Here is a 19,436-nt window from a genome sequence, read left to right on the forward strand (position 1 = left end):
CGAGGTCAACAAGAGAGAAAGTCACGATGGTCGATCTGCCAAGGAATTCGTTCAAAGCCGCGCTGAAAGCCTTCGAGGTCCAGCGGGGCTGTTGGTGCACGATGAGCGATCCGCTCGCCACCGAGCTGATCGCCGGCTGCGGTTACGACTGGATGATGTTCGACACCGAGCATTCGGCGCTCGACCCGCGCAGTGTTTTGCCGCTGCTGCAGGCGGTGGCCCCGTATCCTCTCTCGCCGATCGTGCGGCCCGGCTCTCTCGACGCGGCGGAGATCAAGAAAATCCTCGACCTCGGCGCGCAGACGATCCTCGTGCCGATGGTGCACGACGCAGAGATGGCGCGCGCTGCGGTGGCGGCGGTCGAATATCCGCCGCGGGGCATGCGTGGGGTCTCCGGCATGAACCGCGCCACGCGCTTCGCGACGGTCCCGGGCTATCACAAGGTCGCACGTGAAGAGATCTGTCTTGTCGTACAGATCGAGAGTGTCGAGGGCCTCTCCAATCTCGAAGAGATCGCGGCCGTGCCCGGGGTTGACGGAATCTTCGTCGGACCTGCGGATCTGGCCGCCTCGCTTGGGCACCCGGGCGAGCCTTCGCACCCCGAGACTACTGCGGCGGTGCTAGATGCGATCACGCGCATCCGCGCCGCGGGCCTGCCGCCGGGCATCCTGACCACCGACGACGAGGTCTATCAGCGTGCGCTCGAGGCCGGCGCCGTTTTCGTCTCCCGTGACATTGACCTGATCGCACTGCGCAAGGGGCTCACCCTTGGGTAAGGGCACCTTCGGACGCGAAAGAGGTTACGTCTGATGCCATGACGTTACAGAGCTCGGTCAGCGCTGAGATCGGCGACGGCACGTTCTTTTGGAGCTGTTGCATGCCGAGCTGGCTCTGTACCCACGCGACGCGCGCAGCGGTAGAGGAGGATGTCGCCGGCTTTGATCAGGGTGGCGGGCTGGTGACGCCACCCCGATTTCGTCAGCGTGATCGGGGCCTTGTTGCCTGTCGCGCCGTGCTTTGCTCGCCTTCTTGCGATTGCACTTCTCTTACAGCCAAGGAAGCGTAGCGGAAAATTCCAGTTTCAAACGGTCCAATTTTCTCGGGGCGGAGCTGGGCTCAGCCCATCCCGCGGGAGCGTAGACATTCATCGCTGGAGCGCTCCAGGACGGCTTTCATCGCTTTCTTTGCGGCCTCCGGCTCGCGGTTTTCGACGGCCCTGACGATTGCGCTATGAAGGGCGACGACCTTGGCCATTTTGGACGAAATCACAGCCGCGGTCGCTCAGGCGGGGCAAGAACGGCACGAATATAAGGACGCAGTGAGAGGTGCTTTTCCCTCTCTGGATGCAGTGCGTGACGGGCCCCCAACCTACTCGGATCGACCGGGAAGCCCGTCGTGCCTTTCGATCGAGGCCAGGTCATTGTCCCAGTTCGCGCGACTGGAAACGCAAATATGCGCGGTGGGTCGAATTTTGAGCGGGCTATCGAGTGAGCCCGCTGGAACGACGAGCGAGCCATCATGCGCTTGACAGAACGGCAGCGCCGACCCGCAGTCTGCACAGAAGCTCTTCACATGCTGTGTCCCGGGAACGCGAAACACCCTGATGTTTTCCGCCCCGGACATCCAGGTGATCTCAGCAGTCGATGAAAACAGGTTCGCGGAATGGGCCGTGCCGCTATCTTTGCGGCAGCGTCCGCAATGGCACAGGAAGAAGCTCTCGAACTCTCCCGATATGCGAAACCTTACGGCTCCACACTGGCACTTTCCGTGCACCTCGTTATCCATTCCTAGCCCCCCGACACGCCCTGACTTCCGGCGCAAAGCCTCACAAGGAGCAACGCGAGCGTCAACATCTCACGCACACCCTAATGCCGATGTTCGGCATATCGACGATCAGTGAGATCGTTCAGCGTCAAGCGGGATGTCGCTGTGAAAACTAACGTCTATTTCGAATTCACCCAAATTTTTTAGATGATCGCACTAATTTTCGGCCGTGCCTTGGCCACGCTCTCAGATATCCTCGATCCACTTTCGCGGGCCCGTTCCACGCTGACGCAGCTCATCCTTGGGATTGAACATCTCGCAGGATTTCAAGGAGAGGCAGCCGCAGCCGATGCAAGCGGTTAGAGTCTTTCGCAGGCGCTGAAGTTGGGCAATCTGCTCGTCGACCCGGTGCGTCCACTTCTCTGACAGCGCCGCCCAGTCTTCCCCGGTCGGAACATGGTCTGTCGGCAGCTTGTCGAGTTCGGTTTTGATCTCTTCAAGCGTCATGCCGAGGGTCTGAGCGAAAGTGATAAAGGCGAGGCGCCGCAGAACGTGGCGTGGGAAGCGTCTGTGCCCGGAGCCAGCCCGCTCGGACGAAATGAGCCCGCGCTCCTCGTAATAGCGCAGCGCCGAGGAGGCGATGCCGCTGCGGCGTGAAATTTGATTGATGGTCAGCGTCGTTTCCATGGTCCGGTCGTTTCTCAAATTTCAGCATTGACCTCAAGTTAGCTTGAACTTTTAGAACGCCGCTCATTCGACAGTCAACGGAGAAAACCAATGCGACAGATTCACGCTTATCCTTCGGCTCAAAAGTCGCAGGCTTTCCACATGCCGGGACAGGTAGGAAGCAGTCGAGACCGGCTGAACGTTGGGAGCGCATCATGACGCCAGAGGCGCACCCGCAAGCTTTGCAGCTGCGCGATGAACTTCATTGCTTGCTCCGCCGCCATAGAGCGACGTCTGTCGTTTGCGCGCTGTTGTGGGCGTTGCTGCGGTCACGGCAGAGATCCAAATCGATCGCTACGACTACCCTTTGCTCGCATATCCGGCGCGACGTTGGCCTACCACCCGCGCCGCCGGACGCGAGGCGATATAACGAATTGCACTGACAGGAGATCAGAAATGCCCATCGAAATCGACAGCGAAACCGCGCCCGCGAACAAGTTGACAGACATGATCGAATGTCATGGCCTCATCCTCTTCACCGAACGCTACGAGGCCTGCGTAGAGTTTTATCAAACCAAGGTCGGTCTGCCGCTTTGGTATGAAAAGCCAGGGCTGACCTGCCTTCGCTTCGGCGACGGATATTTGATGATCGAGACCGGCGGACGCGCCGAAGTCACCCGGAAAGACATTTCTCAAAACCCGGTTGCGTTGCGCTTCAACGTCTCAGACGTGAAGGCTGCGGCCAGCCTGCTGGAGGCTCAAGGCGTGCCAGTCGAAGTCAAAATGCACGACTGGGGCACGACCGGCGCGTTCATCGATCCGGACGGCAACGTGTGCAGCCTGAAGAACGCCGACGATCCCTTCTTTACCGACGAGCAAGGGTAATGATGTGCAGCCTTCCCAAGATAAAGTGGCAGCCGTCAAACGTTCTCTCTCGGACGCGCAGGGTATCTATGGAAGGTGAAACAACTGCACAGGCGCGAAAATACGGCCACGTAGCTTCAACAGCTCGGCGTGCTTGACGGGCACCGCAGAGCTGGGTGGGCCACTTCGGCCCAAAGCGGTCCTTGCGTTTCCAGCGAGATAGCATCCGCTTCGAACGTCAAACGGACACTCATCCTAACACTCGCAGTGCCCTCTGCGGAGGTCGCTTCAACAGTCGCCCGGGAGACACGTGGCAAGCGGAAGCGTCAGTCGGACACGAGTTCCGCGGTCGCAGGGGGCTAGTCTCACCTCCCCTTTGTGGCGGTGTAAAATCTGTTCGACGATCGCGAGACCAAGACCGGTGCCTTGCCCGTTCCTAAGCTGTGAGAAGCGCCGAAATGCGGTCTCTTCTTGATCGAGCGGGATGCCGACTCCGTCGTCTTGCACTGTGATTATGGCTTCCCCCCCAAATTGTTCCGTTCTAACCGCGATACGGGTCATTGTCGGGCCGCCGTGGTGAAGGGCGTTCTCCAGCAAGTTCCGCACCGCCTCACCGATCAGAACAGGGGCGCCGCTCACGGGAAGGGGCTCGGGGGACGTTTCGAGTTCGAATTCGATGTCACGCGAAAGCGCTGCGGAGCCAAAGCTGCGGCAGGCCTCTTCCACGACCGTATTCAGGTCGAACGCCTCAATGGTGTCCCCGCCTTCGTAGCGAAGCCGCTCGAGCGAGAGGAGTTGGTCCGCCAATCGGGCGGAGTTGCGCGCCGCCTCGATTAGATCCTGCTGGCGCGCCTCGCGTTCGGCTGGATCGCGCACGCCCGGCAGAGTCTCGGCCAGTGCGAGGAGGGCGGAAGCAGGATTGCGAAGCTGATGGGCCGCATCGGAAATGAAGGCTTGATGGGTTTCTATGCTTCGACGCATCTGCAGCAGCAGCCTGTTGAGAGTCGTAACGATGCCCATGACTTCTTTAGGCACTGGGCGTTTGATGCGGGCGAGATCATCGGGAGAGCGTTTCTCGATCGCGGCCTGAAGATCGTTGAGAGGCCGGAGACCGATCTGGACACCGAACCAGATCAGCAGACTCAGCGCGACCATCAGAACGACGATGACGGCTGCCGCCCGTTGGGCCAACTGGCGAGCGAAGGCACGGCGATCGCTCGCGCGTTGCCAGACCGTGACGACGGTTTCTCCGGTCATGTTGCCAATCGTTCGACGTTCATGCATCCGCATGACGCGCACCAGTTCGCCGCGATATTCCGCCATATAGTAATAGGGCTTCTCCTGCGGCACGTCGGTTTCGGGGCGCGGCGGATAGGCGTAGCCGGTCACGTATATCCCGCCCGGTCCGGTCACGTGGTAAAAGACTTCGCCGCCGCCTGCGTCCGAAATGATATCCCGGGTGCTCGGCGAAAGCGCATCGCCCTCAGAGATCGCGACATCGCGCGAAATTGCCAGTGCCGCGGCGAGGAGACTACGATCAAAGAGCTCTTCCGAGGTTCGTTGCCCCACCGAGAAGCGCCACCACCCCAACAGGATCGAGACCAGCAAGAGCGGCGGGAGGATGACGAGGAACAGCCTCATCCGCAAGGACATGGCCTTGGGCTGCGAGATCATGAAGCTTCCACCTCGAGCATGTAGCCCAGGCCTCGAGCCGTCTTGATCTTGATTCCGTATGGCTCAAGTCGTTTGCGCAGTCGCGAGACATGCGGTTCGATCGCGCTTTCCTCGGCATCCGAGCCGGTGCCGTAGACATGCGTGATCAATGCCGATTTGGAGACGATCCGTCCGCGCCGTTCGAGGAGACATTCCAGCGTGGCGATCTCCTTGCGCGGAATTTCGAGCGGAGTTTCGTCATGCATCAACTGACGGCTGGTGCGGTCGAAGACGAGCGGACCGAACGTGTCGCGCTCCATGAATTCGAGGTTCTTGCGTCGTGCCATCGCCCGCAACCGGGCTTCCAATTCATCCATCTCGAAGGGTTTGGTGAGGTAGTCATCCGCCCCTGCATCCAGCCCGGCAACCCGCTCGGCCGTTTCAGAGCGCGCGGTCAGCAGGATCACCGGCGCCCCGTCGCCGCGCCTGCGCAGCGCCCGCAACACCTCGATCCCGTCCATCCCCGGTAAGTTCAGATCCAGAACGATCAGATCCGCGCCTTCCTGCGCGAGGAAACGGTCGGCCTCGAGCCCGTCATGCAGAAGGTCCACGGCATGGCCGCGATCCCGCAGGCGGAAGGCGATGGCGCGGGACAGAGCCTCGTTATCTTCGATGACGGCGATGCGCATGGTTACTTCTTTGTCATGTTGCGCAAGTTTCGCGCAAGGTTAGGACGACATGTTGCCGGTGTAGGAGGAGGGATTCGTCCCTTGAGGAGAATAACTACATACCGGCCGGCTTCGAGCCCGCCCGGTTCGAAAGGTCTAAGGGAGGACACTAATGACCATCAAGCAATTCGTATATTCTGCGGCGGCGCTCGCCTTCATGTCGGCACCGGCCCTCGCGGATGTCGACTTCAGCGGCAAGACCATCGAATGGGTCATTCCGTTCTCGGAGACGGGGGGCTCTGCGAAATGGGCCAACTTCTTTGCGCCGCTGCTGGCGCAGGAGCTGCCGGGCAAACCTACCGTGATCGTGAAGTTCATGCCGGGCGCAGGCTCGACCAAGGGCGCGAACTGGTTCCAGGAGCAGCGCTACGAGGACGGCACGCTGCTGTTCGGTACCTCCGGCTCGACGCAGTTCCCCTATCTGCTGGGGGATCCGCGGGTGCGCTACGAGTATTCCGACTGGATCCCGGTCATGGCATCGGGCACGGGCGGCGTGGCTTATCTCAATCCCGAGGCCGGCAAGAAATTCGACGGGTCTGCGAATAACCTCAAGGATCTCAACTTCATCTACGGTTCGCAGGGTGCGACCCGTCTCGACCTCGTGCCGCTTCTCGCATGGCGGATGCTGGGCATGAACGTGGAGCCGGTCTTCGGCATCAAGGGGCGCGGCGACGGTCGCCTGATGTTCGAACGCGGCGAGGCGACGATCGACTACCAGACGACGACCGGCTATCTCGGCGGCTCGCTCTCGATGGTCGAGGATGGCAAGGCCGTTCCGATGATGACTTGGGGCGCGCTCGACGAGAATAACAACATTGTCCGCGATCCGACCTTCCCCGATCTGCCGACCTTCAAGGAAGTTTGCGAAGCCACCGATGGCTGCGAAACCTCCGGCGAAGCCTGGGATTCGTGGAAAGCGTTCTTCATCGCGGGCTTCCCGGTTCAGAAGATCGCGTTCCTGCCGCAGGGCACGCCCGATGACGTGGTCGAAGCCTATACCGAAGCCTTCGACGCCGTGCGCAACCGTCCGGACTTCAAGAAAATCGCGGCACAGCAGGTTGGTAAATACGACGTCTTCGTCGGCAAGGGCGCCGAGCAGGCGACCAAGGAAGGCACGACCGTATCTCCCGAAGCCAAAGCCTATGTGACCGACTGGCTTCAAGAAGCCTACGGCGTTTCGCTGAACTAAGCGAAACCCTCGAGCGGTCCCTTCCTGCGGGACGCGGACCGCTCACTTTCTCATAATCCTAAAATTCGAGGTGGGCGAGATGGATGTCTTCGCAACCGCCGTGCCTGCGCTTGGCGAGGCATGGGCTCTGATTCTGCAACCTGTTGTTCTGGGATACCTGGTGCTCGGGGTCGTCATGGGCTTGGCCGTGGGGGTCTTCCCCGGTCTCGGCGGCATCGCCGGCCTCTCACTCCTGCTGCCATTCATGTTCGGCATGGACCCGGTGCTGGGGCTGGCCCTGATGGTGGGCATGGTCGCGGTCGTGCCGACCTCGGACACCTTCGCCTCCGTACTGATGGGGATCCCCGGGTCCTCGGCGAGCCAGGCGACGGTTCTCGACGGCTTCCCGCTTGCCAAGAAAGGGCAGGCGGCGCGGGCGCTCTCGGCCGCCTTCACTTCGTCCCTCTTCGGCGGTCTCGTCGGTGCGCTGTTCCTGACCATGTTCATCATGGTCGCCCGGCCGCTGGTGCTGGCCTTCGGCCTGCCCGAGATGCTGATGATCTCGATCCTCGGCCTCTCGATGGTCGCTGTGCTCGCGGGGCGCGTGGCGCTCAAGGGCCTCGCCGCCGCGGGGCTTGGCATGCTGATCGGCACGATCGGCGAAGCCGATGCCGGCGGCAGCCTGCGCATGGCGACCTATGACATTCCCTATCTCACGGACGGGCTGCAGCTGGTGATCGTCGGTCTCGGCATCTTCGCCTTGCCCGAAATCGTCTCGCTGCTTCGTCAGGACAGCTCGATCGCCAAGGACGCGACGCTCGGCGCCGGCTGGAGCCAAGGCGTGCGCGACTGGGTCGCCAACAAATGGCTGTCCGTCCGCTGCTCGCTGATCGGCGTGATCGTCGGCGTGATCCCCGGGCTCGGCGGGTCGGTCGTCGACTGGATCGCCTACGGCCACGCCGTTCAGACCACAAAAGACAAGTCGAATTTCGGCAAGGGCGAAATCCGCGGCGTGATCGGGCCGGAGAGTTCGAACAACGCCAAGGAAGGCGGCGGCCTCGTCCCGACACTGCTCTTCGGTATCCCGGGCTCGGGTTCGATGGCGATCTTCATCGGCGCGCTGGCCCTGCTGGGATCGGGCGATATCGAGGTCGGTCCCAACATGCTGCGGGACAATCTCGATATCACCTATTCGATCGTCTGGCTGCTAGCGCTGGCAAATGTCGTGGGCACCGTGCTCTGCATCGCGGCCTCGGGCGGGATCGCGAAGCTGACCACGATCCGCTTCACCTATCTCGCGCCGTTCCTGTTCATGCTGATTTCCTTCGCGGCCTTCCAGTCAGGGCAGAATTTCGAGGACATCCTCGCCCTGTTCGCGATCGGCCTGATCGGGATCTTCCTGCGCCGGTTCGACTGGTCGCGCCCGGCGTTCCTGATCGGCTTCGTGCTGTCGAACCCTGTCGAAAAATTCTCCAACCAGGCCTTCCAGATCGCATCCTTCCGGTTCCGCAATTCCTTCTCGGCGGGCGTCGATTACCTGTTCTCGCCCATCGTGATCGTCTTGCTCATCGTGACGGTGGTGTCGGTCTTCCTCGGGCTGCGGCAGGCGAAGTCGATCATGGCCGAGGGTGATGTCCAGTCGGGCTCCAAGCGCGCGCCGCTGATCTTCCTGCTAGTGGTCATGGGTTACGTGATTGCGGCGCTCGTCAACGCGAGCCTGATCCCGAACTACAACATGACCGACAAGATCGTGCCACTCGTGGTTGGGGGCATCACGCTGACAGCGCTGGTGATCCTGCTGGTGCAGATGATCCTGCGCGCCGAGCGTGACGTGATCTTCGCGGACAAGGAAGTCTCGGGAGAGGATGCGGACGCGCCCTACGGCCTGTGGGGAACGCTCGCGTGGTTCGCGGGGCTGATCGCGGCGACTTACGTCGTCGGCTTCATCCTCGCCCTGGCCGGATTCCTCGTCACCTTCCTGCGCATCCGCGCCCAGGCCAGCTGGCCCAAGACGCTGATCCTCGCCGCCAGCGGCATCGCCCTGATGTGCGTCATGGCCGGCGCGCTGAACCGCGATTTCCCGCCCGGCCTGCTGCAGCACGCAGCCAATCTTCCTTGGCCCCTGAAATGATCCGACGGAGCGAATGAGATGGAACAGACAGCCATTCCCTATGTATTCATGCGCGGCGGCACCTCGCGAGGCCCCTATTTCAACCGCGCCGATCTGCCTGCCGATCGCGAGACTCTGGCCGAGGTTCTGATCGCGGTGCTCGGTTCGGGGCATGCGAACAATATCGACGGGCTCGGCGGGGGCGTCGCGGTGACGACCAAGGTCGCGATGCTCTCGCCCTCGGACGATGACTGGGCGGAGGTCGATTATTTCTTCGCGCAGGTCTCGGTCGAGGATCGGCTCGTCGACTTCAAACCGACCTGCGGCAACATCCTCTCGGGGGTGGGGCCGGCCGCGATCGAGCTGGGTCTCGTGCGCCCCACGGGAGACGAGACCGAGGTGAAGATCCGCGCAGTCAATACCGGGGCGAAAGTCCTCGCGCGCGTTCAGACGCCGGGCGGGGCGATGCGCTACGACGGTGACGCGGAAATCGCCGGCGTGCCCGGCACGGCCGCGCCGATCGCGCTCAATTTCATGGGGGTCGTCGGCTCCTCGACCGGAGCGTTTCTTCCGACCGGGCATCTGCGCGACGAGTTCGACGGTATCGAGGTGACCTGCATGGATGTCGCGATGCCGATGGTGATCGCGCGGGCGCAGGACTTCGGCCTTACCGGCTATGAAAGCGCGGCAGAGCTCGACGCGAATACCGAGTTCTTCGCCCGCATGGAGGCCGTGCGCCTCAAGGCGGGCGCGGCTATGGGGATGGGCGACGTCTCGAAATCGGTGACGCCGAAATTCGGCCTGCTTGCGCCTGCCAAGGCGGGTGGAACCATCGCGACGCGCTATTTCATGCCGTGGAACACGCACCCGTCGATGGCGGTCACCGGCGCGCAATGTCTTGCCTCCTGCGCGCTCACGCCCGGCACTGTGGCCGACGGTCTGCTGGAGCGACCGACCACCAGCCCGGCGAGCGTGGTGCTGGAGCATGCGTCCGGCACGATCGAGGTCCTCGTCGACTTCGAAATGAACAACCACTTCACGCTGAACTCCGCAGGTTTGCTGCGCACCGCGCGCAAGTTGGCCGACGGCCGGGTCTATGTTCCCGCTTCGGTTTGGAAAGGACGCTGACATGCCGATGATGAATCTTCTGGTCGCCTTCAATGGATCGAGCGGGTCGGTCGCCGCCCTGCGCTATGCCGCCTCCATGGCGGCGCAGCGTGGCGCTCATGTGACGGCGATAATGGCCCATGCGGCGCACGAGGTGATCGACCGCCGCTCGCGCTGGATCCCGAAGGAAGCGCGTGCGCTTCTTGAAGCGGCCAATGGCGACATCCTGCGCGAGATCGAGGCGCGGTTCGAGGAAGAGCGCCGTGCCCTGGGGCTTGGCAGTGATCTCGAGTTGAAAGTCGTGGCTGGACGCGTGGACAATGTTCTGTCCGAAGCGGCGCGCTATTACGACATGCTGATCGTGGGCACGCAGGCTGACGATGGCGATGCCCATGTGGTCCTGCATCCCGATCGTATCGCGCTGATGTCGGGCCGTCCGGTGATCGTGGTTCCCGAGGGCTACGATGCGGGCGCAAAGCACAGCCATGCGGCGCTCGCATGGGATGGAGGGCGGGCCGCCGCGCGCGCGCTCTCCGACAGTCTGCGACTGCTCGAGGATGACGGACGGGTCAGCGTTCTGACCGTTGGGCCACATGACGACCGCGCTATCAACGACCTTCTAACCCACCTCTCGCGGCACGGCGTCGCGGCCATTCACGAGGATTGGCCTACGCCGCGACCGGTGGCGGACACGCTCCTCGGCTGGTGCGGGCGCAATGATCCGTCGCTTCTCGTGCTCGGAGCCTTCGAGCATTCCAAGTTTCGCGAAGATTTCCTTGGAGGCGTGACCTCGGAAGTGCTTGCGCGCACGAAAATTCCCGTACTGTTGTCGCATTGAGGAGGCCATGACCCATTTCGAGAAGCTGAGCCGCGTCCGTCAGGACCTCGAGGACATTCGCAAGGAGATCGTCGCGAAGATCGCCCGCGACGAGGGCAAATCCCCCGATCACGTGCTCCTGCACGACCGGGTCAGTCGCGCGATCAAGGCGCTGTCCGGTCAAGGCTAGCCAAGGGAGAGGCAATGAAGGTCCATATTCTCGACGACTGGTTCGACACGCTCCGCAGCTTGCCCTGTTTTCGCATGCTGGATGGGCACGAGGTGACGGTCTGGACGGATCACGAGCCCGATGAGGAGGCGCTTGCGCGCCGCCTCGCGGAGGCCGAATGCGTGGTTCTCTTTCGGGAACGCACGAAGATCACGCGCGGCTTGCTCGAGCGGCTTCCCAACCTGCGCCTGATTTCGCAGCGGGGCACGTGGCCGCATGTTGATGTGGAGGCCTGCACCGACCAAGGCGTTCTGCTGTGTTCGAATACGGGCGGCGATGGCGCGAACTATGCGGCAGCAGAGCTGACCTTCGCGTTGATGCTCGCCGCGATGCGCCAGCTTCCGCAGCAGATGGCCAGCGTCAAAGCCGGCAACTGGCAGATGGGCGTGGGGCGCAGCCTGCGCGGACGGGTGCTGGGCCTTTACGGATACGGGCGTTTGGGGCGGGTCGTCGCGGAGTATGCCCGGGCCTTCGGGATGCAGGTCGTCTGGTGGGCCTCCGAGGCGGGGCGCGCGCGTGTCTTGGCCGACGGGGAGACCGTTGCCGAGAGCCGTGCCGCCTTCTTCGCGCAAAGCGACATCGTCTCCCTGCATCTGCGATTGACGCCAGAGACCCGCGGGATCGTCACCGCCGAGGATCTCGCGCAGATGTCCCCGCGCTCGGTGCTGGTGAACACGTCACGCGCAGGGCTGATTGTGCCGGGGGCCTTGCTGGCGGCGCTTGAGGCCGGACATCCCGGGCAGGCTGCGGTGGATGTCTTCGACCGCGAGCCAGAGACCGACGCGACAGATCCGCTGCTCGCGCATCCGAACCTCATCGCCACGCCCCATATCGGCTACGTGACCGAGGACGAGTTCGACAAGCAGTTCTCCGACATCTTCGCGCAGGTGAATGCTTATGCGGAGGGCAGCCCGATCCACATGGTCAACCCGTCCGCCTTCGGGTGAGGATCCTCGCCACCACGGGCGCGCCGACGATCACGAGCACGATGCGCGTCAGGTGATGGGTAATGACGAAGCCGAGATCCGCCCCGGTCACGATCGCGAGGACCGTCATCTCCGCCTGACCGCCGGGCGCGAAGGCCAGAAAGGCTGGCACCCGCTCGCCCAGACCCAACACGGTCACAAGACCGGAAAACCCCGCGGCCAGCACGGCCAGCACGAGCACGTAGGCGATGCCTGCCGACACGATCCGGGTGAGTTCTTTCCAGGTCACCCCGAGGAAATGAACGCCGATCCCGCAGCCAATGAAGAATTGGGCCGCGAGGATTGCCTCGGCAGGCGGGCGGAAATGGATGATCCCGGAGAGCGACAGGGTCGCCGTGACGATCATCGGGCCGAGAATCGAGGCGCCGAACAGCCCGAGCCTCTCGCCGCCTTTCCAGCCGAGCACCGCGGCGACGGCCATGATCGCCAGCTCATACCACGGCAGATCCGCGACCGGCGCGCCGATCGGGTTGCTGAGTTCGGCGCCGTAGAAATGGCTCAGGAAAAACGGCGCCACGGTCACGATGATCAGAACCCGTGTCGCGTGCACCAACGAAAGCGCGCGGGGATTGCCGCCCGCTTCCGTGCCGAAGATCACCATGTCCTGAAGCCCGCCTGGCATTGCGGCGTAATAGGCGGTGGGCGCATCGAAGCCCCAGAACTTCCGGAAGAAGGGCACGCCGATCAGCGCGATCACCGCGATGAAGACAGGGACGAGAGAGACCGAGAGCGCCATGCGCGGCAATTGCGCGATAACCTCGGGCGTGATCGAGGCGCCGACCGCCACGCCGAGGATCGTGCGCGCGCCGACAGAGATCTGGCCGAAGCCCTGAAGCGGTAAATGCGCGAGCGCGCCGGCGAGGCAAAATGCCATCGGGCCGAAGAGGAAGGGAAGCGGCAGATCCAGCGCCCAGAAGAGCGCGGTGCCACAGGCTGCAAGGAGAAATGTAAGGCCGCGCCGCCGCATGGCACCCGCGAAAATATGTTTGCGCAAACTGGCCTCCTGTTCGTCTTGACGTAACTTGTATACGAATGTATCCAGCTGGACACAAGATGAACGCGGAGGGCGAAATGGCAAATGAGGACGGCAGCACACCGCAGGGAAACGCTGCTTACGACCGCCTGCTGACCGAATTGCGCGAAGGGCGGCTCAACCCGGGCGACCGCTTGCGGGAAACCGAATTGGCGGAGCGCTTGGGCATGTCGCGAACCCCTGTCCGGGAAGCGATCCGCAAGCTCGAAGCGGATAACATCGTCAGTCACATTGCGCGGCAGGGCGCCTGCATTCGGCGGCTCGACTATGCCGAAGTCATGGAGCTTTACGAGATGCGCGCGGTCCTCGAAGGCACAGCGGCACGGCTCGCGGCCCGGGCGGCTTCGGATATCGAGATCGACGAACTCTACGAGATGAACCGGCAGCTGGGCGAGATCGGCAATGTCCCTGAGGCTTTCACGCTCAACCGGCAGTTCCACGCCGCCTTGCTCGACGCAGCGAAGAACCGGTTCCTCACCCGCTCGATCCGCTCGCTGCAAAAGGCGCTGATGATCCTCGGACCCACCACGCTGACCGAGCCGGACCGGGCTGTGAAGGCGGTAGAAGAACATTTCGCCGTGCTCGAGGCCGTCAAGGCGCGCGACGGCGCACTCGCCGAGAGCGCGATGCGCGCGCACATCGAGGCGGCCCAGAGAGTACGCGTGCGTGCCTTGCGCTCCGAGCCCGGCCAGACCCCCAGCTATGACGGAGATCTGCTGTGACCCTTGCTTCACCTCAACCCGACATTGCCGTCATCGGCGGCGGTAACGCGGCCCTCTGTGCCGCGATCACCGCGGCAGAGGCCGGAGCGCGCGTGTTGATTCTCGAAGCCGCGCCGAAACCCTATCGGGGCGGAAATTCTCGCCATACGCGCAACTTCCGCTGCATGCATCGCGGGCCGCTTGGTCCGCTCACCGACAGCTATACCGAGGAAGAATACCTTGCCGATCTGATGAAGGTCACCGGCGGCAAGACCGATGAAGGTCTGGCGCGGCTCGCCATTCGAAGCTCCGAGGAATGCCTGCCCTGGATGGAGGCGCATGGCGTTCGCTTTCAGCCCTCGCTGTCGGGCACGCTTTCGCTGGCGCGGACAAACGCATTCTTCCTCGGTGGCGGCAAGGGCCTCGTGAATGCCTATTACCGCACTGCGGAAGCGCTCGGGGTTCAGGTCGAATACGAAGCGGCCGTCACCCATCTGGAGATCGACGACGATCGCGTGACGCATATCGACTATACGCAGAATGGCGAGACGCGGCGCATCAGCCCGAAATCGGTCGTGGTCGCGTCGGGCGGTTTTCAGGCGGATACCGATTGGCTTGCCCGCGCCTGGGGGCCGGCCGCGAAGAACTTCCTGATCCGGGGCACGCCCTACAATCGCGGCGTCGTGCTCGCGGACCTTCTCGAGCAGAAGGTCGAACAGGTCGGCGATCCGACGCAATGCCACGCGGTCGCGATTGACGGGCGCGCGCCGAAATTCGATGGCGGGATCGTCACGCGGCTCGATTGCGTGCCGTTCTCGATCGTCGTGAACAAGAATGGCGAGCGGTTTTACGACGAGGGGGAGGACGTATGGCCGAAGCGCTATGCGATCTGGGGCCGTCTCGTCGCGGCGCAGCCCGATCAGGTGGGCTATGTCATCATCGACGCGAAGTCGCTCGAACTGTTCATGCCTTCGGTCTTTCCGCCGATCAAGGCCGATACGCTCGAAGATCTGGCAACCAAGATGGGACTGCCGCCTTCAGCCTTGGCCGAGACCGTGGCCGAGTTCAACGCAGCCTGCGGCGACACATCCGGATTTCACCCGACAGAACTGGATGGGGTGTCCACCACCGGAATCACCCCGCCGAAGACCAACTGGGCGCGTCCGATCACCGAGCCGCCCTTTTACGGATACTCGCTGCGCACAGGGGTGACCTTCACCTATCTCGGATTGAAGGTCGACGAGCGCGCACAATGCTCGATCGGAAACCGCCCCGTTTCGAACCTCTGGGCTGCCGGCGAAACCATGGCCGGTTCAATTCTCGGGCAGGGGTATCTCGCCGGTTTCGGCATGACGATCGGCACCGTTTTCGGACGTATTGCAGGCAAGGAGGCCGCCGCCCATGCAAACTGAGTTTCTCGAAGAGGCGCGCCGTCAGGCCGAGATCTGCAACGCCTGCCGGTATTGCGAAGGATATTGCTCGGTCTTTCCAGCGCTCCATGCCGAGCGCGCCTTCAGCGACGGCGATCTGACGCAGCTCGCCAATCTCTGTCACAATTGCCGCGGGTGCTATTACGCCTGCCAATACACGGCACCGCACGAGTTTGCCCTCAACCTGCCGCAGGCGCTGGCGAATGTTCGGCAGGATAGCTGGGAAGAATTCGCGTTTCCCCGCGCGGCGGGTCACGCCTTCCAGAAAAGCGGGCTGCGCATCGCGCTCGCGACGGTGCTGGGCTTTGCGCTCCTGATCTGGGCCATGCTCTCGCTCGCAAGCGCAGGGGGCGAGGGTTTTTACGCGGTCCTGGCGCATAACACGATGGTCGCGATCTTCCTGCCAGCCTTCCTGTTCCCGCTGCTCAGCCTCGCGATCAGCTTGCGGCGGTATTGGCGCGCGGTCGGGGCCGGTCCGCTTCGCTTCTCCGATCTTCGGGGAGGCTTTGCCGCCGCCGCGAACATGCGCAACCTCAACGGCGGGCATGGAGATGGCTGCAATTTCGAGGACGAGGACCGTTTTTCCCAAGGCCGCCGATTCGCGCATCAAGCCGTGATGTATGGCTTTCTTCTGTGTTTCGCCGCCACGAGTGTGGCGACGTTGATGCATTACCTGCTGGATCTGCGCGCCCCTTACCCGCTCTGGTCCCTGCCGAAGATTCTCGGCCTGTCGGGTGGCTTGCTGCTGACCGTGGGTTGCATCGAGATGATCCGTCTGAAGCTGCGGGCGGATCCCGAACTCGGTGCCTCGGGCGCGACGAGCGGCGAATTCGGCTTTGTTGCTCTCTTGGGCTTTGTCGGTTTGAGCGGATTGGCGCTTTATGTGCTCGGTCAAACCCCGCTGATGCCGGCCATGTTGGCCCTGCATCTTGGGGCCGTGCTCGCATTCTTTCTGCTGACACCGTTTTCCAAGATGGCGCACGGCTTCTATCGCCTTGCCGCGCTGACTGCCGATGCGCAAAAGAAAAGGGAGGTGGCTCGGTAAGAGGCAGTGGCCGGGCGCGCAAAGCTGTCGTCCGAACGAGAGATGGACCAATGCGCGCTGGTTGTTGAGGATCGCGGCTTCGGGCGCTTAGCAGGCATTGGGCCCGAGCGCAGCTAGTAACCGCTTTCCACTCAATTCGGAATTCGTCGCTCTGCGAGAATTTCTTTAAGCAGTTTATGAACCCGGGCGGCCGTGCGTGACGGAAGCGTTATCCAATTCTCAAAGACGGAATTTCCATAAACCGAAGCCTGAAGTGCCCGGGATGGCTTCGGTTTATAGGATCGAGCGTTATGCCGAGGTTGCCGCAGCGCCCTGCACGAGTACTGGCTCGAAATAGGTCTTCGAGCGCCCGCCGATCGTGATCGGGTCGATCATCGAGACGCATTTCTGGTAATGCGCGGTCTTTCGGTGATCTTCCAACGCATCATCGCTTTGAAAAATTTCATAGACGAAGAAGTTGTTCTCGTCCTCGGGGTCGTGCAGCAGGTCGAAGCGCAGGTTGCCCGGTTCTTCGCGCGTGCCGTCGCAGTTGATCTTGAAGGCTTCGAGGAAAGTCTCGCGCGTGCCCGGCTGCACCTTGATATTCACCAGTTGGATCAGCATTCAGAAGTCCTTTCTTGCAGGTCTCACGTGCCCGGGGCACGCCACATGGATTGGGTGACGCCCTCGGCCACCAGCGCGCGCTGCGCGGCATAGGCGCGTTGCCAGCGGTCGCTTGCCTCGTCGTAGAGGTCGCGCAGCGCGCGGTTCGGTCGGTATTCATCTTCGATGCAGGACCATGCCGCGCCTGCGTCCTTCAGCGAGCCGAACTGGCCGGACCCGGTCGCGGCCGCTGCCGCGCAGCCAAGCGCGGTGGCCTCCGTCACCTTCGAAGTGGCGACCGGCAGGCCGGTAACATCCGCAAGGATTTGCGCCCAATGCTGGGATTTCGATGCGCCTCCGGCAAAGACGATGCGCGCGGGGCGCTCGCCGGTCAGGGCGAAGACCGCCTCGAGATTGCGATGCGCGACGATGGCGGCATTCTCCTGCAAGGCGCGAAAGATCGCGGCGGGCCCGGATTTCTCGGGATCGAGCGAAAGGTTGAGCAGCGACGGGGCCGCGTGGATCCATTCGTTGTAGCGCATCACGTCGGACAAGATGGGGATGATCCCATGCGCGCCGGGCGGCACCTCCTTCGAGGCGGCTTCCAGCTCGGAATACCCCTTGCCCTGCCCGAAGGCGTCGCGGAACCAACGCATCGCTGCCCCTGTGAAGAAGCTGATCGCTTCGGCCTGATTGAGATGCGAGACCACATGCGGGTTGATCCGGAGTTTCATGCTCGGGTCGGTCAGGGTCAGCGGGACATTGACCACCTGCTGCCAGAACGTGCCGCCGAGCACCGCGCAATCGCCATTCCCGACAATCCCGAGCCCTAGTCCCCCGGTTTGGCAATCGCCGCCACCCGCCACGACCAGCGTACCAGGCGCGAGCCCGGTCTCCTCTGCCGCCGCGCCTGTTACCGTGCCCACGCATTCTCCGGTCACGACGCCGCGCGGGAAGATGTCGCTGCGCAGCCCCAGTTTCTCCATCGCGTCGCCAAGCACCTTGCGATCTGCGAGGCCGATCAGCCCGGTCGTCCCGGCATTTGACGGCTCGGAAGTGAGTTCTCCCGAAAGCCGATAGAGCACCCAATCCGACAGCATCGTCAGGGCCCGGGCCCGGTCGAGCACCTCGGGCATGTGCCGGCGCAGCCAGATCAGCCGGGGGAGGGCTCCAAGCGCGTAGGTTTGCCCCGAGCGCGCATAGATGTCTTCCTCCAGCCCCGGATAGTCCCGCTTGAGTTCGCGGACCTCGGCATCGGCGCGCGCATCGACATTCGCACAGGCCCAGATTTCCGCACCGCTCTCGTCATGCAGAACGAAGGCCTCGCGCATCGCCGTGGCGCTGACCGAGACGATATCCTTCGGATCGACACCGGACTTCGCGATCACCTCGCGGCAGCAGCGGGCCAGCGCTGCCCAGTTGCCTTCCGTGTCGAAATCCATCGAGCCAGGATAGCGCGGGTCGCTGGCGTGCCACCATTCCTGCCCGGCGGTCGCGATCTCGGCGCCGGTCTCGTCGAACAGGACGGCCCGCCCGCTGCCGGTGCCAGCGTCGAAGGCGAGAAAATAGCGCATGTCAGTCCTCCGCGGCGTCGAGGAGCGACAGCGCGGTCGCCTCATCGGTCACCAGAATGTCGAGAATTTGGCCGCGCAGCGCGGCGAGGATCGGGGTCACCTTGTTTGGGCCCCCGGCGGCGCCGATTACCTGCTCGCAGTCGCGGAGCTGGACTAGATCGACGCCGATCACGCGCTCATGCAGCGGCAGCTCCATGTCCTGCCCGGTCCGGTCGTAGAACCGACAGAGCACATCGCCACGTGCACCGCTGCGGCGCAGTGGCTCGATTTCGCCTGCGGTAATATAGCCTTGCGCAACCACGGTCGCCTGTTCCGAGATGCCGCCTATCCCGACCAGCTTGTAATCGGCCGCGATCGCCTGGTTGAGCAAGGACGAGATCGCAGGCTCTCGCAGCAGGGCGGCGGCCAGTTCCGGCGTCGAGACGACGAGCGGCGCGGGGATGATGTTCGGCGTGCGGTCCCAATGCGCCTCGCGCATCCCCTGCACATAGGTCTGCACGCCGCCCGTCAGCGAAAACAGCTCGATGCGGCGCTCCTGCACCACATGGCCGAGCACCCGGATGGCGTTCGACACGGTGGCGCCCCAGCCGACCGCAAGACTGTCGCCGGGCGCGAGTTTCTGCATGAGGTAATTCGCCGCCGCCTGTCCGATCCGCGCGTCGACATCCGATCCGGCGCTGTCGGGGATCACGCGGCAATCCTTGAGGCGGAATCGCTCCTGCAGACGGGTCTCGATCTCGAGGCAGCCTTGCTGGCGCGAATTTATCCGCACTTCGATCAGCCCGGAGGCGCGTCCCGCATCGAGCAACCGCGATACCTTGATGCGCGAGAGGTTGAGCTGATGCCCGACTTCGCTCTGCGTGAGCCCGTCATTGTAATAGAGCCAAGCGACCCGCGCGAGCAGGGCTTCGTCCGTTTCGTTCGGCGCTAGCTCTTCCATGACGATCGGTCCTCCGAAGTGGTGGGGCAATGTTCAAAT

General features: G+C 63.1%; 18 protein-coding genes. 11 read left to right on the forward strand and 7 right to left on the reverse strand.

Annotated features, from left to right (window positions below):
* The first annotated feature begins 26 nt into the window (after nt 1-26).
* Nucleotides 27-776 (forward strand): aldolase/citrate lyase family protein, encoded by a 750-nt coding sequence (locus tag B6V75_RS11230; RefSeq protein ID WP_088719737.1) that lies wholly within the window; start codon nt 27-29, stop codon nt 774-776.
* Nucleotides 777-2,010: 1,234 nt separating this feature from the next.
* Here B6V75_RS11230 and soxR read toward each other — a convergent pair.
* Complete coding sequence (soxR, locus tag B6V75_RS11240; protein WP_075774263.1) at nt 2,011-2,451, reverse strand: redox-sensitive transcriptional activator SoxR; 441 nt, start codon at nt 2,449-2,451, stop codon at nt 2,011-2,013.
* A 435-nt stretch (nt 2,452-2,886) separates the two neighbouring features.
* On the opposite strand from soxR, the gene B6V75_RS11245 reads away from it, so the two are divergent.
* A complete protein-coding gene (locus B6V75_RS11245; protein WP_240496948.1) occupies nt 2,887-3,315 on the forward strand; it encodes a VOC family protein in 429 nt (142 codons plus the stop codon).
* A 267-nt stretch (nt 3,316-3,582) separates the two neighbouring features.
* Here B6V75_RS11245 and B6V75_RS11250 read toward each other — a convergent pair whose 3' ends face one another.
* Complete coding sequence (locus B6V75_RS11250; protein WP_240496949.1) at nt 3,583-4,968, reverse strand: sensor histidine kinase; 1,386 nt, start codon at nt 4,966-4,968, stop codon at nt 3,583-3,585.
* Entirely contained in the window at nt 4,965-5,636 is a 672-nt protein-coding gene (locus B6V75_RS11255; RefSeq protein WP_075774265.1) for a response regulator transcription factor, read from the reverse strand. The genes B6V75_RS11250 and B6V75_RS11255 overlap by 4 nt, the downstream gene beginning before the upstream one ends.
* 151 nt (nt 5,637-5,787) lie before the next feature.
* Here B6V75_RS11255 and B6V75_RS11260 point away from each other — a divergent pair, with 151 nt between their 5' ends.
* From B6V75_RS11260 to B6V75_RS11280, 6 genes are all read left to right on the forward strand, one after another.
* On the forward strand, nt 5,788-6,864 hold the full coding sequence (locus B6V75_RS11260; protein ID WP_075774266.1) for a tricarboxylate transporter: 1,077 nt from the start codon (nt 5,788-5,790) through the stop codon (nt 6,862-6,864).
* 79 nt (nt 6,865-6,943) lie between these two features.
* A complete protein-coding gene (locus B6V75_RS11265; protein ID WP_075774267.1) occupies nt 6,944-8,974 on the forward strand; it encodes a tripartite tricarboxylate transporter permease in 2,031 nt (676 codons plus the stop codon).
* 18 nt (nt 8,975-8,992) lie between these two features.
* Nucleotides 8,993-10,081 carry a 4-oxalomesaconate tautomerase gene (locus B6V75_RS11270; RefSeq protein WP_088719739.1) on the forward strand — a complete coding sequence of 363 codons (1,089 nt, stop codon included), beginning with the start codon at nt 8,993-8,995 and terminating at the stop codon, nt 10,079-10,081.
* Nucleotide 10,082: 1 nt separating this feature from the next.
* Nucleotides 10,083-10,898, forward strand: a complete 816-nt coding sequence (locus tag B6V75_RS11275; RefSeq protein ID WP_075774269.1) for a universal stress protein — start codon at nt 10,083-10,085, stop codon at nt 10,896-10,898.
* Nucleotides 10,899-10,905: 7 nt separating this feature from the next.
* Nucleotides 10,906-11,067, forward strand: a complete 162-nt coding sequence (locus B6V75_RS18695; RefSeq protein WP_167733399.1) for a hypothetical protein — start codon at nt 10,906-10,908, stop codon at nt 11,065-11,067.
* A 14-nt stretch (nt 11,068-11,081) separates the two neighbouring features.
* On the forward strand, nt 11,082-12,053 hold the full coding sequence (locus B6V75_RS11280) for a D-2-hydroxyacid dehydrogenase family protein (protein ID WP_088719740.1): 972 nt from the start codon (nt 11,082-11,084) through the stop codon (nt 12,051-12,053).
* Here the strand turns inward: B6V75_RS11280 and B6V75_RS11285 are convergent.
* Nucleotides 12,031-13,059: an AbrB family transcriptional regulator gene (locus B6V75_RS11285; protein WP_075774350.1), complete on the reverse strand. Its 1,029-nt coding sequence runs from the start codon at nt 13,057-13,059 to the stop codon at nt 12,031-12,033. The genes B6V75_RS11280 and B6V75_RS11285 overlap by 23 nt on opposite strands.
* 104 nt (nt 13,060-13,163) lie before the next feature.
* Here B6V75_RS11285 and B6V75_RS11290 point away from each other — a divergent pair, with 104 nt between their 5' ends.
* From B6V75_RS11290 to tcuB, 3 genes are read left to right on the forward strand one after another with little or no spacing between them, the layout of a single operon-like run.
* Complete coding sequence (locus tag B6V75_RS11290) at nt 13,164-13,847, forward strand: GntR family transcriptional regulator (RefSeq protein WP_075774271.1); 684 nt, start codon at nt 13,164-13,166, stop codon at nt 13,845-13,847.
* Nucleotides 13,844-15,238: an FAD-dependent tricarballylate dehydrogenase TcuA gene (gene tcuA / locus B6V75_RS11295; RefSeq protein WP_088719741.1), complete on the forward strand. Its 1,395-nt coding sequence runs from the start codon at nt 13,844-13,846 to the stop codon at nt 15,236-15,238. The genes B6V75_RS11290 and tcuA overlap by 4 nt, the downstream gene beginning before the upstream one ends.
* Nucleotides 15,228-16,301, forward strand: a complete 1,074-nt coding sequence (gene tcuB, locus B6V75_RS11300) for a tricarballylate utilization 4Fe-4S protein TcuB (protein WP_088719742.1) — start codon at nt 15,228-15,230, stop codon at nt 16,299-16,301. The genes tcuA and tcuB overlap by 11 nt, the downstream gene beginning before the upstream one ends.
* 288 nt (nt 16,302-16,589) lie before the next feature.
* Here tcuB and B6V75_RS11305 read toward each other — a convergent pair whose 3' ends face one another.
* The 3 genes from B6V75_RS11305 to B6V75_RS11315 are packed head-to-tail and all read right to left on the reverse strand — an operon-like array spanning nt 16,590 to nt 19,397.
* The gene (locus B6V75_RS11305; protein WP_075774274.1) at nt 16,590-16,904 is read right to left on the reverse strand and encodes an antibiotic biosynthesis monooxygenase; all 315 of its coding nucleotides are present in this window, start codon (nt 16,902-16,904) and stop codon (nt 16,590-16,592) included.
* 23 nt (nt 16,905-16,927) lie between these two features.
* Complete coding sequence (gene lsrK / locus B6V75_RS11310) at nt 16,928-18,457, reverse strand: autoinducer-2 kinase (RefSeq protein WP_088719743.1); 1,530 nt, start codon at nt 18,455-18,457, stop codon at nt 16,928-16,930.
* Between the two features lies 1 nt (nt 18,458).
* On the reverse strand, nt 18,459-19,397 hold the full coding sequence (locus tag B6V75_RS11315; RefSeq protein WP_088719744.1) for a sugar-binding transcriptional regulator: 939 nt from the start codon (nt 19,395-19,397) through the stop codon (nt 18,459-18,461).
* Between the last annotated feature and the right edge of the window lie 39 nt (nt 19,398-19,436).

The sequence above is a fragment of the Thioclava sp. F1Mire-8 genome (assembly GCF_002213165.1).
GTDB lineage: Bacteria > Pseudomonadota > Alphaproteobacteria > Rhodobacterales > Rhodobacteraceae > Thioclava > Thioclava nitratireducens.

Coding starts and splice junctions, on each gene's coding strand:
- B6V75_RS11230 (WP_088719737.1), top strand. CDS start 27: ATGGTCGATCTGCCAAGGAATTCGTTCAAAGCCGCGCTGAAAGCCTTC.
- soxR (WP_075774263.1), bottom strand. CDS start 2,451: ATGGAAACGACGCTGACCATCAATCAAATTTCACGCCGCAGCGGCATC.
- B6V75_RS11245 (WP_240496948.1), top strand. CDS start 2,887: ATGCCCATCGAAATCGACAGCGAAACCGCGCCCGCGAACAAGTTGACA.
- B6V75_RS11250 (WP_240496949.1), bottom strand. CDS start 4,968: ATGATCTCGCAGCCCAAGGCCATGTCCTTGCGGATGAGGCTGTTCCTC.
- B6V75_RS11255 (WP_075774265.1), bottom strand. CDS start 5,636: ATGCGCATCGCCGTCATCGAAGATAACGAGGCTCTGTCCCGCGCCATC.
- B6V75_RS11260 (WP_075774266.1), top strand. CDS start 5,788: ATGACCATCAAGCAATTCGTATATTCTGCGGCGGCGCTCGCCTTCATG.
- B6V75_RS11265 (WP_075774267.1), top strand. CDS start 6,944: ATGGATGTCTTCGCAACCGCCGTGCCTGCGCTTGGCGAGGCATGGGCT.
- B6V75_RS11270 (WP_088719739.1), top strand. CDS start 8,993: ATGGAACAGACAGCCATTCCCTATGTATTCATGCGCGGCGGCACCTCG.
- B6V75_RS11275 (WP_075774269.1), top strand. CDS start 10,083: ATGCCGATGATGAATCTTCTGGTCGCCTTCAATGGATCGAGCGGGTCG.
- B6V75_RS18695 (WP_167733399.1), top strand. CDS start 10,906: ATGACCCATTTCGAGAAGCTGAGCCGCGTCCGTCAGGACCTCGAGGAC.
- B6V75_RS11280 (WP_088719740.1), top strand. CDS start 11,082: ATGAAGGTCCATATTCTCGACGACTGGTTCGACACGCTCCGCAGCTTG.
- B6V75_RS11285 (WP_075774350.1), bottom strand. CDS start 13,059: ATGCGGCGGCGCGGCCTTACATTTCTCCTTGCAGCCTGTGGCACCGCG.
- B6V75_RS11290 (WP_075774271.1), top strand. CDS start 13,164: ATGGCAAATGAGGACGGCAGCACACCGCAGGGAAACGCTGCTTACGAC.
- tcuB (WP_088719742.1), top strand. CDS start 15,228: ATGCAAACTGAGTTTCTCGAAGAGGCGCGCCGTCAGGCCGAGATCTGC.
- B6V75_RS11305 (WP_075774274.1), bottom strand. CDS start 16,904: ATGCTGATCCAACTGGTGAATATCAAGGTGCAGCCGGGCACGCGCGAG.
- lsrK (WP_088719743.1), bottom strand. CDS start 18,457: ATGCGCTATTTTCTCGCCTTCGACGCTGGCACCGGCAGCGGGCGGGCC.
- B6V75_RS11315 (WP_088719744.1), bottom strand. CDS start 19,397: ATGGAAGAGCTAGCGCCGAACGAAACGGACGAAGCCCTGCTCGCGCGG.